The 11,636-nt window shown below is 58.8% G+C and carries 10 protein-coding genes; 5 read left to right on the top strand and 5 right to left on the bottom strand.

Annotation, left to right across the window (positions count from 1 at the left end; genetic code table 11):
* Positions 1-4: 4 nt before the first annotated feature.
* On the bottom strand, positions 5-934 hold the full coding sequence (glyQ, locus tag MFP24_RS18095) for a glycine--tRNA ligase subunit alpha (protein WP_009110875.1): 930 nt from the start codon (positions 932-934) through the stop codon (positions 5-7).
* A gap of 176 nt (positions 935-1,110) precedes the next feature.
* On the bottom strand, positions 1,111-1,917 hold the full coding sequence (locus MFP24_RS18090; RefSeq protein WP_249231677.1) for a sulfite exporter TauE/SafE family protein: 807 nt from the start codon (positions 1,915-1,917) through the stop codon (positions 1,111-1,113).
* A gap of 209 nt (positions 1,918-2,126) precedes the next feature.
* Here MFP24_RS18090 and MFP24_RS18085 point away from each other — a divergent pair, with 209 nt between their 5' ends.
* The 4 genes from MFP24_RS18085 to ghrB all read left to right on the top strand — a co-directional run bounded on the left by MFP24_RS18085 (position 2,127) and on the right by ghrB (position 5,547).
* Positions 2,127-2,690 (top strand): DNA-3-methyladenine glycosylase I, encoded by a 564-nt coding sequence (locus MFP24_RS18085; protein ID WP_249231676.1) that lies wholly within the window; start codon positions 2,127-2,129, stop codon positions 2,688-2,690.
* Positions 2,687-3,130, top strand: a complete 444-nt coding sequence (locus MFP24_RS18080; protein ID WP_249231675.1) for an N-acetyltransferase — start codon at positions 2,687-2,689, stop codon at positions 3,128-3,130. The genes MFP24_RS18085 and MFP24_RS18080 overlap by 4 nt, the downstream gene beginning before the upstream one ends.
* A 287-nt stretch (positions 3,131-3,417) precedes the next feature.
* Entirely contained in the window at positions 3,418-4,473 is a 1,056-nt protein-coding gene (locus tag MFP24_RS18075; RefSeq protein WP_249231674.1) for an ADP-ribosylglycohydrolase family protein, read from the top strand.
* Between the two features lie 111 nt (positions 4,474-4,584).
* Complete coding sequence (gene ghrB / locus MFP24_RS18070) at positions 4,585-5,547, top strand: glyoxylate/hydroxypyruvate reductase GhrB (RefSeq protein ID WP_249231673.1); 963 nt, start codon at positions 4,585-4,587, stop codon at positions 5,545-5,547.
* A gap of 61 nt (positions 5,548-5,608) precedes the next feature.
* Here ghrB and MFP24_RS18065 read toward each other — a convergent pair whose 3' ends face one another.
* Complete coding sequence (locus MFP24_RS18065; RefSeq protein WP_249231672.1) at positions 5,609-6,817, bottom strand: aldose 1-epimerase family protein; 1,209 nt, start codon at positions 6,815-6,817, stop codon at positions 5,609-5,611.
* A gap of 375 nt (positions 6,818-7,192) precedes the next feature.
* Between MFP24_RS18065 and MFP24_RS18060 the strand changes: the two genes are divergently transcribed.
* Entirely contained in the window at positions 7,193-8,449 is a 1,257-nt protein-coding gene (locus tag MFP24_RS18060; protein ID WP_249231671.1) for a valine--pyruvate transaminase, read from the top strand.
* A gap of 299 nt (positions 8,450-8,748) precedes the next feature.
* On the opposite strand, the gene MFP24_RS18055 is transcribed toward MFP24_RS18060, so the two are convergent.
* Positions 8,749-10,041, bottom strand: a complete 1,293-nt coding sequence (locus tag MFP24_RS18055; RefSeq protein ID WP_249231670.1) for a Zn-dependent hydrolase — start codon at positions 10,039-10,041, stop codon at positions 8,749-8,751.
* Between the two features lie 51 nt (positions 10,042-10,092).
* Complete coding sequence (hydA, locus tag MFP24_RS18050; protein ID WP_249231669.1) at positions 10,093-11,547, bottom strand: dihydropyrimidinase; 1,455 nt, start codon at positions 11,545-11,547, stop codon at positions 10,093-10,095.
* Positions 11,548-11,636 lie beyond the last annotated feature (89 nt).

Genomic DNA, 11,636 nt, shown 5'->3' with positions numbered 1-11,636 from the left:
CCTCTTAGCTCTGTTGCTTATTGCACACGTTCTTGTTACACAGGGGGAAGCCCAGCGCCTCGCGGGAGGCGTAATAGGCTTCGGCTACCGCTTTGGTCAGGGTACGAATACGCAGGATGTAGCGCTGACGCTCGGTAACGGAAATCGCTTTACGCGCATCCAGCAGGTTAAAGCTGTGCGCCGCTTTCAGAATGCGTTCGTAGGCCGGCAGCGGCAGCGGTTTTTCCAGCGCCAGCAGGCGCTGCGCCTCTTTTTCGTACTGCTCGAAGCAGTAGAACAGGAAATCGACGTCGGCGTGTTCAAAGTTGTAGGTGGATTGCTCCACTTCGTTTTGATGGAACACATCGCCGTAGGTGGTTTTGCCCAGCGGACCGTCGCTCCACACCAGATCGTAAACGCTGTCCACGCCCTGAATATACATCGCCAGACGTTCCAGACCGTAGGTGATCTCGCCGGTGACGGGCTTGCACTCCAGACCGCCGACCTGCTGGAAGTAGGTGAACTGCGTCACTTCCATGCCGTTAAGCCACACTTCCCAACCCAGCCCCCAGGCGCCCAGCGTCGGGTTTTCCCAGTTGTCTTCCACAAAGCGGATATCGTGGATCGTCGGGTCCAGTCCCAATTCCTGCAGCGAGCCGAGGTACAGTTCCTGAATATTGTCGGGAGAAGGTTTAATAACGACCTGAAACTGGTAGTAGTGCTGCAGACGGTTGGGGTTTTCGCCGTAGCGGCCGTCGGTAGGACGGCGGGACGGTTGCACATAGGCGGTGGCCATGGGTTCCGGGCCGAGCGCCCGCAGACAGGTCATCGGATGAGAGGTGCCGGCGCCGACTTCCATGTCCAACGGTTGAACAATGGTACAGCCCTGGCGCGCCCAATAATCCTGTAGCGTCAGGATCAGGCCCTGGAAGGTCTTGGTATCAAACTTTTGCATTTGGATTCGCACGCGATACAAGTGGATTTATAGTGAATGCGCCAGTATACCCTCTGAAAGCGAGATATACAGCCAGAATGCGGCAACAAGTTTATATCGGCGGTGATTTTTCAGGCCGGCGCAGGAAAAGCCGGGATGCCCGGCTTTATTGCTATACGCCCCTCGGAACGGACGCCTCAGCCGCTGAACACCGTTTGCAGCATCTTCAGGCTGAGCAGCAGCAGTAATCCCGCAAAGGCTTTCTTCAGGGTCGCCACCGGCAGACGGTGCGCCAGGCGGGCGCCGACCGGCGCGGTAAAATAGCTTACCGCCGAAATCAATACCACCGCCGGCAGGGAAACATAGCCGATGCTGTATTCGGGCACGCCGACCGCCGACCAGCCGTTGATCATATACCCCAGCGCCCCCGATAGCGCGATAGGCAGCCCCACCGCGGCCGAGGTGCCGATCGCCTGCTGAATACGCACGTTGCACCAGGTGAGAAAAGGCACGGTCAAGGATCCGCCGCCGATGGCAACCAGCGCGGAAATGCCGCCGATAACCAGACCGGCCAGCGAAAGGCCCGCGGTGCCGGGCAGATGACGCTGCGGTTTGGGCTTGATATTCAGCACCATTTGCAGCGCGATATAGGCCATAAAGCAGGAAAAGAAGATCGCCAGCGTACGCGTCGGCAGCAGCGTCGCCAGCCAGGTGGCGGCGAACGTCCCGATCAGTATAGCGGGGGTTATGCGCCAGACCACCGGCCACAGCACCGCCTGATGCTGATGGTGGGTGCGCAGGCTGGAAATGGCGGTAATCACGATCGCCGCCATCGACGTTCCCAGCGCCATATGCACCAGATGTTCGTTTTGCACCCCCTGAGCGGCAAACATCGCCGTCAGAACCGGCACCATAATGCCGCCGCCGCCAATCCCCAACAGCCCGGCCATAAAGCCAACCACCGTCCCTAAAGCCAGATAGGCCAAAATCCACTCAACCGCCATTCCCGTTCCCCAATCTGTTCGTTGTTATGGTTATCGTCGCCCCGCGCATCCCGGCGCCGGTTTCCGTGAACGTCGGCAGCAAAAGCTGGTTGCTTATACAGCGGCTTCAGTGCAATGATCGTGCGGCGTAATGAGCGACGCCACTATCAATATCAACAACGGTGCCGAATAACAACCGGCTCTCAGACCATTAACGATAGGAAAAGCCGATGAAACGTTGCGGCTGGGTTACCCAGGACGTCCTATATCAGGATTATCACGATAACGAATGGGGGAAACCCTGCACCGACGGCCAAAAGCTGTTTGAGCTGCTGTGCCTCGAAGGCCAGCAGGCCGGGCTTTCCTGGATTACCGTGCTGAAAAAACGCGAAAATTATCGCCGCTGTTTTTATCAGTTCGATCCGCATCGCATTGCGCGCATGACTCAGGATGACGTGGACGCGCTGATGCAGGACAGCGGCATCATCCGCCACCGCGGCAAAATCGAAGCCATTATCGCCAACGCCCGCGCCTGGCTGGAGATGGAAAGCCAGGGCGAAAGTTTCTCTCATTTCATCTGGTCGTTTGTCGACCATCGGCCTCAGCTTAACCGCCCGGCGTCGCTCGCCGGCGTGCCGGCCAAAACCGCCGTTTCCGACGCCATGTCAAAGGCGCTGAAAAAACGCGGCTTCAAGTTTATCGGCTCGACCATTTGCTATGCATTTATGCAGGCCGGCGGCCTGGTCGACGACCACACCGCGGACTGCTTTTGCCATCGGGACGCCGCGACATGATCCGCGCATACCGGCCGCAGGATCTGGACCCGCTGATGTCGCTGTGGCTGGAAAGCACTACGCTGGCGCACCCGTTTATCAGCGCGGATTACTGGCGGGAAAGCGCTCCGCTGGTTCGCGATATTTATATCCCCCGGTCACAAACCTGGATATATCAAGACCGGGAGCGGATGGCGGGTTTTATCAGCGTGCTGGAAGGCCGTTTTATCGGCGCCTTATTCGTGCGGCGGCATTACTACGGCCAAAATATCGGCGCGGCATTAATCCAATACGCCCAGCGGCAATTTTCACTGCTCAGTCTGGAAGTGTATCAACGGAATGGGCGGGCCTGCGCGTTTTACCGTAAACACGGCTTTGTCGTCGTGGCGGAAAACTTCAATCGGGAAACCCGGGCGACCACGCTGATTATGCAGTGGACCGGGCCGTTCGCCAGCCGCTAAGCCGTTTATCCGCCGGCGTTAACCTTCTTATCCCCCCCTGGCGCCGCAAACGTAAATAAACTTTCACATTACGCTCAACTAATGATTGTAAAGGTACTATCTTAATTCTATCTGGTGTTACGCTATGAACTAACGTTTTCCAGCGTGCCGATTCAAGCACGGCTTAAATATTGCTCAGAGAAACTTCACTAGAAAAATCAACCATCAATTACGATAAAGCCAGTCGGATGGCATCTCTTAATAACCATCAAGGAGAGGGGATTATCCACGTTTATTAAGGATGTACCATGCCATCAAATAAGCAGAACCGGATTAATGGCGCGTTATATGGGCAGATGCTGGGCGATGCGATGGGCATGCCGTCGGAGTTATGGCCGCGAACACGGATTAAAAAGCATTTTGGCTGGATTGACCGTTTTCTGCCCGGCCCGGCGGATAATATCGCCGCCTGCTATTTTCAGGCCGCGCAATACACCGACGACACGGCGATGGCCATCGCGCTGGCGGATGCCCTTATCGCCTGTGAAGGCCGCATCGATCCCAAGGTAATAGGGAAGCACATTCTGCACTGGGCGCTGGAGTTCGGCGCCTTTGAAAAAAATATCCTCGGCCCCTCGTCAAAAGCCGCGCTGACCGCGATACAGCGGGGAACCGATATCCGCGAACTGGAAAACAACGGGGTTACCAACGGCGCCGCGATGCGCGTCTCCCCGCTGGGTTGTCTGCTGCCGCCCCATTCACTGCATGATTTCATCGCCGACGTCGAGCTGGCTTCCAGCGTGACGCATAAATCCGATATCGCCGTCGCCGGCGCGGTCGTCATCGCCTGGGCCATCTCCAGAGCGATTGAAGGCGCCTCCACCTGGAGCGGGATCGGCGAGGAGCTGCCCGCGGTCGCGCAGGCGGCGCAGAACAGGCGCATTACCACCTACAGCGCCTCCCTGGCGTGCCGTATCGAACTGGCACTGGAGACCGTCAAACGCGTGAACGGAACCGAGCATGCGATGGCGCGTATTTATGACCTGATCGGCACCGGCGCGGAGATGATTGAATCGGTTCCCGCGGCCATCGCCATGGTGGAACTGGCGCAAACCGATCCTAACCGCTGCGCCATTCTGTGCGCCAATCTGGGGGGCGATACCGACACCATCGGCGCGATGGCCACGGCAATCTGCGGGGCGATAAACGGCGCCACCAGCATTGCCCCACACTTTAAACAGCAGTTGGATAGCGCCAACGGGATCGATATCGCCGGCTACGGCCAGCAACTTCTGCGGCTGCGTGCGCTGCGTGCGCTGCGTGAACCCTATCCTCCGCCATCGGCGCACTATCCGGGCGGCTAATCGCGGCGCCTGGCGCGAGGTCACGATGTATGGCTTGCAGTATCCCGTCGGCTACGCGATGATTCCATCCGTTATTTCCGCCTTAACCTCCCTAACCTGCCGGAGTTTGCGATGAAACCTAGCGTTATTCTGTATAGAAAGATCCCTGACGATTTACGCACCCGTTTAGATCAGCACTTCGCCGTCACCGAACTGGACGACTTTCCGCCGGAGCATCACCCGGCGCTGGCTCAGGCTGAAGGCATTATCGGTTCGGGCGGCAAAGTGGATAAAGCCTTTCTGCAACAGGCTCCGCGTCTGCGCGCCGCCTCCACCATCTCGGTGGGCTACGATAATTTCGACGTCGACGCCCTGAACGAGCAAGGCGTTATTCTGATGCACACCCCCACGGTACTGACCGAAACCGTGGCCGATACCGTGCTGGCTTTGATGCTGGCCAGCGCGCGCCGGGTGGTGGAAGTGGCGGAAAGAGTCAAAGCGGGCGAGTGGCGAGAGAGTATCGGCAGCGACTGGTTTGGCAGCGACGTCCATCATAAAACCATCGGCATTCTCGGCATGGGCCGCATCGGTCTGGCCGTGGCGCAGCGCGCCCATTTCGGTTTCAGTATGCCGGTGCTGTACAACGCCCGCCGTCATCATCCGCAAGCGGAAACGCGCTTTAACGCCCGCTATTGCGATCTGGATACCCTGCTGGCCGAAGCGGATTTCCTGTGCATCACCCTGCCGCTGACGGCCGAAACGCACCACCTTATCGGTCGCGAACAGCTGGCGAAAATGAAACCCGGCGCGATTCTGATCAATATCGGCCGCGGAGCCGTTGTGGACGAAACGGCGCTGATCGAGGCCCTCGCCAACGGGACCCTCCACGCCGCGGGCCTGGACGTTTTCACCAAAGAACCGCTGCCGGTCGACTCCCCGCTGCTAAAACTGCCCAACGTGGTGGCCCTGCCGCACATTGGCTCGGCAACCCATGAAACCCGCTACAATATGGCCGCCTGCGCCGTCGACAACCTGATCGCCGCCTTAAGCGGAGAGGTAAAAGAAAACTGCGTTAACCCGCAGGTGCTGAAATAGGGTTCGGCGCAGTTCTCCCTCCCCTGCGAAGGGGAGGGTCGGGGGTGGGGTATCGCCGGCGTTACTCAACGGCTATCGGCTTCTCCGTCAGCGTGGTTTTGTTGTCGCCCTGAATCGCTTTCACTTTTTGTTCCGTTTTCTGCACCGCATCCGTGCTGCTCAGCAGGCTGTAGGTCAGCTCAAATTCCGTGCTCTGTCCCGGCTGCAGCTGTTTTACCCGTCCCTGTTCGCGCTCAATGGTGACCGGATAGGCGTAGCTGGTGCCCGGTTCAATGCCGGTAACGTAGCCCTGTTTTAGCGTATCGGTGTTTTTCCACAGCGTCAGCACCGGCAGCTGACGGGTATCAAACTCAATCGAGACCCCTTTATCGCCGGCGCGGTTAACCAGCGCCGCCAGGGTTTTCCCCTGCTTGTCCGCATACGGCGTCAGGTTAAAGACCATTTCGTCAAAGTCTTTGGTCGGTCCCTGATAGGTTTGCCACTCTTTCAGGCCCGCTTTGGCGTAGTCGTTAAACGGAGAGATTTCTTTCACCGGCGCGACAAAGCGCGCGCCCTGTTCCAGAATCGGCGTGCTGAAATTGCTGTGATAAATAATCTGGTAATCGCGCGCATAGTCGGCTTGATTGGTCAGCACGTCATGCACGGTAAACGACTCGCTGCCGGGGATGTAACGCAGCTCGGTCCAGGTTTCCAGGTTCGATTTCTTAAAGCTGTTCTCCTTCAGCAGACCGCGCACGGTGATCTGGTAAGGCGCTTTTTCGCTGACGTCCACCACCACTTTCGAGGCGGGCGTATTGCCGGCGCGGCCGTGCAGGGTATAAATCATGCCGTTATCGACCACCGGATGGCCGGTCCATTCAAAACCGCAGCGCACCATCATTTCATTGAAACCTTCCAGCCAGCCCACGCCGCCGCGGCTTTCCAGATTGATGGTATTGGGGTTCACCACCTCGTCGACCGGAGAATCCCACCCCAGGCGAACGTCTTTCCCGGTGACGTGCAGCAAATTCATGCCGCGCGTCGGGCTAAGTACGATTTTCAACCCGTTCTGACTGGTGATGGTGATGATTTTACTGCCTTCCTGACGCCCGCCGCGCAGTACGCTTTGCTCGATGCTGAAGTGCTGATCCTTAATCTTCAGCGCATCGCTGCCAATCTGCCAGTTACCTTGCTCCACGCCGCCTTCAGCATCCGTCAGCACAAATGTCTGAGCCGATAATTGCCATGAAGTCAGCGCTAATGAAATGCTCAGTGCCAGTACTTTTTTCATCTCGTCGTTCCTTTTTGCTGAATTGATTTAGCTACTACACGACCAAGACTACAAATCAGTACGGCCTCAGAATGTGATACCCATCAACAGTTGAGGAAATAGCATTTCGCCAATGAATTTTTTCAATGCAGATCACAATAACGCTAGAAAAAGTAATGTTTATTACAAAATAATAACGTATGGATCGGTTAAAGTTGATATCGATTCAGCTTTAATCGAGTGAGTTAATCCCCGATCCGCCATCAGCATTTTATTCCGCCAAATAACAACGGATCAGAACAATAGATATTCGATTAACTTTGCGCCGCATTGCGCCATAGCGGCGCAAACGCTATGGTTGCCGTTCATTCATGTAATACCATCAATTGACAAACTATGAATTTTTCTCTTTTCGGCAACAAATTTACCCGTCATGCGGGCATTACCCAGCTAATGGATGACCTGAACGAGGGGCTCCGCACGCCAGGGGCAATCATGCTGGGGGGCGGCAATCCGGCGCACATTCCGGAGATGGACGCCTATTTCCGGCAGCTCTGCCAGGAAATGCTGGAACAGGGAAAATTAACCGACGCCTTATGCAATTACGACGGCCCGCAGGGTAAAGACGCCCTGCTCGGCGCCCTGGCCGAGCTGCTGCGCGAGGAATTTGGCTGGCAGATTGGACCACAGAATATTGCGCTGACAAACGGCAGCCAGAGCGCATTTTTCTACTTATTCAATCTCTTTGCCGGACGCCATGCCGATAGCAGCCTGCGCAAGGTGCTGTTCCCGCTGGCGCCGGAATACATCGGTTACGCGGATGCCGGGCTGGATGAAAACATGTTTGTTTCCGTTCGTCCGCAGATTGAGCTATTGGCGGACGGGCAATTTAAATATCACGTCGACTTTGATCACCTGTCGATTACCGACGATATCGGCCTGATCTGCGTTTCCCGCCCCACCAACCCCACCGGCAATGTGCTGACCGACGAAGAGCTGATGCGTCTGGATATTCTGGCGCAGCAGCATAACGTCCCGCTGCTGATTGATAATGCCTACGGCGTTCCCTTCCCCGGCATTATTTTCAGCGAGGCGACGCCGCTGTGGAACCCGAACATTATTCTGTGCATGAGCCTGTCCAAGCTGGGGCTGCCCGGTTCGCGCTGCGGTATTGTTATCGCCGACGAGAAGGTGATTTCCGCCATCGGCAATATGAACGGCATCATCAGCCTGTCGCCGGGCGCGATCGGGCCGGCGATGGCCTGCGAGATGATTCGACGCGGCGATTTGCTGCGCCTGTCCGATGAGGTTGTGCGCCCCTTCTATCAGCGGCGCGTAACGGAAACGATAGCCACCATCCGGCGCTATCTGTCGCCGGAGCAGTGTCTGATCCACAAGCCGGAAGGCGCCATTTTCCTGTGGTTATGGTTTAAGGATTTACCCGTCACCACCGAAGTGCTGTACCAGCGGCTGAAGAAACGCGGCGTGCTAATGGTGCCCGGCCGCTATTTCTTCCCCGGGCTGGATCAGACCTGGCCGCATGCGCATCAGTGCCTGCGGATGAACTACGTACCGGACCCGGAGAGCATTGAGCGCGGCATCGCCATTCTGGCGGAAGAGGTTGAGAAGGCGATGCGGGAAGGCAGGCGCTAACTAACACCGTTATGCCCGCGCAGGCAGGTCCCCGCCTACTGCCGCGGGGACGACGGAGGAAGGTAATGCCCTCAGGTCCCCGCCTACTGTCGCGGGGACGACGGAGGAAGGTAATGCCCTCAGGTCCCCGCCTACTGCCGCGGGGACGACGGAGGAAGGTAATGCCCTCAGGTCCCCGCCTACCGCCGCGGGGACGACAGAGGAGGGTAATGCCCTCAGGTCCCCGCCTACTGCCGCGGGGACGACGGCAGAAGGTAATGCTCGCAGGTCCCCGCCTACCGCCGCGGGGACGACGGCAATCAGCCCGCTCCCCGCCCCGCCACGCCGGCGGTCTCCAGCACCGCGTGCAGCAACACGTTCGCACCGGCCGTCACCTGCTCGGGCGATGAATACTCAATCTCGTTATGGCTGATGCCGTCTTTACAGGGAATAAAAATCATCCCCGTCGGCGCCAGCTCTGCGACATACACCGCGTCGTGCCCCGCGCCGGAAACGATGTCGATATTGGAATAGCCCAGCAGATTGGCGGCCCGGCGCACGGCGTCTTTGCAGTGCGGATGGAACGGCGCGGCGCGATACTGCGATACCTGGGTCAGTTGAATATCCAGCCCGGTTTCCGCGCTCAGCCCGGCGATATAGGCTTTCAGCGCCGCATCCATCTCATCCACCAGCGCATCGGTAAGGTTGCGGAAATCGATGGAAAACTTCACGCTGCCCGGCACCACGTTGCGGCTGTTGGGGTGGACCTGAACCATGCCCACCGTACCGCGGCCGTGCGGCGCAAAGCGGTCGGCAATGGCGATAACCTCCTGCATGATGCGGGTGGAAACCTGCAACGCGTCCTTGCGCAGCGCCATCGGCGTCGGCCCGGCGTGCGACTCCATCCCGGTGACCACGCAGTCATACCAGCGAATCCCCAGCACCGCCTGCACCACGCCGATGTCAACGTCCCGATCTTCCAGAATCGGCCCCTGCTCGATATGCGCTTCAAAGTAGGCGCCGATGGGGTGGTCGCCCGGCGTTTGCGCCCCGGCATAGCCGATTTTCCGCAGTTCATCCCCCACGTTTTTACCGTCCACGTCCTGCGCGGCATAGGCATACTCCAGCGGGAATACGCCGGCAAAGACGCCGGAGCCCATCATTACCGGCACAAAGCGCGACCCTTCCTCATTGGTCCAGAACACCACTTCCACCGGCGCGTCGGTTTCTATCTGCCGGTCGTTCAGCGTGCGGATCACTTCCAATGCCGCCAGCACGCCAAAGTTGCCGTCGAATTTCCCGCCGGTCGGCTGGGTATCGATATGGCTGCCCGCCACTATTGGCGGCAGGGCGTTATTGCGCCCAGGACGACGCATAAACACGTTGCCGATCTTGTCGATTTCAACCGACAGCCCGGCGGCTTTCCCCCAGCCCACCACCAGATCGCGCCCCTGACGATCCAGGTCCGTCAGGGTCAGGCGGCATACGCCGCCTTTGGGCGTGGCGCCGATCACCGCCAGATCCATCAGCGACTGCCACAGGCGATCGCCGTCAACGCGCAGATCGGCGATATCGATTTTATTTTTTGTTGCGGATAACACTTCGCTATTCATAACAGATTTCCTCATGGGTGGACGTCACCGTCTTACTGTCGGGTAGGTTCTTTAACGCGCCACGGCTTTCGGCGCCTGCAGGCTTTCCCGCAGGGCGCCGGCGCTGAAATCCGCGCTGAATGCCGGGCGTTTGATATAGCGGCCCGCCCCTTGCTGCGCGCGCAGATCGCCGTCGGCCCACACCAGTTTCCCCTGGCTGACCGTATATCGTGGAATGCCGCGCACCGTGCGGCCTTCAAAGACGTTGAAATCATTTTTCGAGTGATGCGTTTTGGCGGACAGGGTTTTGCTGCCCTGGGGATCCCACACCACCAGATCGGCGTCGGCCCCTACCGAAACCCGGCCTTTGCGGGGATAGATATTGAACAGGCGGGCGGTATTGGCCGAGGTAATGGCGACGAACTCGCTGGGCGTCAGGCGTCCGCTATTGACGCCGGCGTCCCAGATAACCGCCAGACGCTCCTCCACGCCGCCGCAGCCGTTGGGTATTTTGGTGAAGTTATCGCTGCCCGCGGCTTTCTGGCTGGTGCAGAAAGTACAGTGGTCGGTGGCGGTGGTGTGCAGCTGGCCGGACTGTAATCCGCGCCACAGCGCCTCCTGATGGCCTTTGGGACGAAACGGCGGACTCATCACGTGGGCGGCCGCGTTATTGAAATCGGGATCGCGGTACACGCTGTCGTCCACCACCAGGTGACCGGCCAGCACTTCGCCGTAAACCCGCTGGCCGCGCGCCCGGGCGCGGGCGATGGCCTGCGCCGACTCGCTACAGGAAACGTGAACCACATAAATGGGCACGCCCAGCACGTTGGCGATGGAAATCGCCCGGCTGGCGGCTTCGCCTTCAACCTCCGGCGGGCGCGACAGCGGGTGCCCTTCCGGCCCGGTGATGCCGCGCCTGACCATTTCCTGCTGCAGCAGGTAAACCATTTCGCCGTTTTCCGCATGCACCGTGGGCATCGCCCCCAGTTCCAGCGAGCGGCGGAAGCTGTTCATCAGCGTCTCGTCGTCGCACATGATGGCGTTTTTATAGGCCATAAAGTGCTTGAAGCTGTTGACGCCCTCTTCCCGCACCAGCGTGCCCATATCCCGGCGGACGCTCTCATCCCACCAGGTGATGGCGACGTGGAAACTGTAGTCGGACGCCGCCTTTTCCGCCCAGCCGCGCCAGTTGCGATAAGCCTCCATCAGCGGCTGCTGCGGATTGGGGATAACGAAATCGATAATAGTGGTGGTGCCGCCCGCCAGCCCCGCCGCCGTTCCGCTGTAAAAATCATCCACCGTGACCGTTCCCATAAAGGGGAAATTCATATGGGTATGCGGGTCGATGCCGCCCGGCATCACGTACTGTCCGCCGGCGTCGATCACCTCGGTTCCGGCGGGCGCGTCGCGGGCGGCATCTTCGCCCACCGCCACGATAACGCCGTCGGCGCAGAGCACGTCGGCACGAAATTCCCGATCGGCATTGACGACCGTACCGCCTTTGATTAACAGGTTATGGCTCATCATGTTCCCCTCGTTATTGCTGGCTAATAAAGTTAGGCGCGGTGCCGCTAATGCTCCCCTCCCGGCCTCCCCCCTGCCAGGGGGAGGAGCCA

The sequence above is a fragment of the Brenneria tiliae genome, from assembly GCF_023347575.1.
GTDB lineage: Bacteria > Pseudomonadota > Gammaproteobacteria > Enterobacterales > Enterobacteriaceae > Brenneria > Brenneria corticis.
This window is presented reverse-complemented; position numbering and strand designations above follow the sequence as displayed.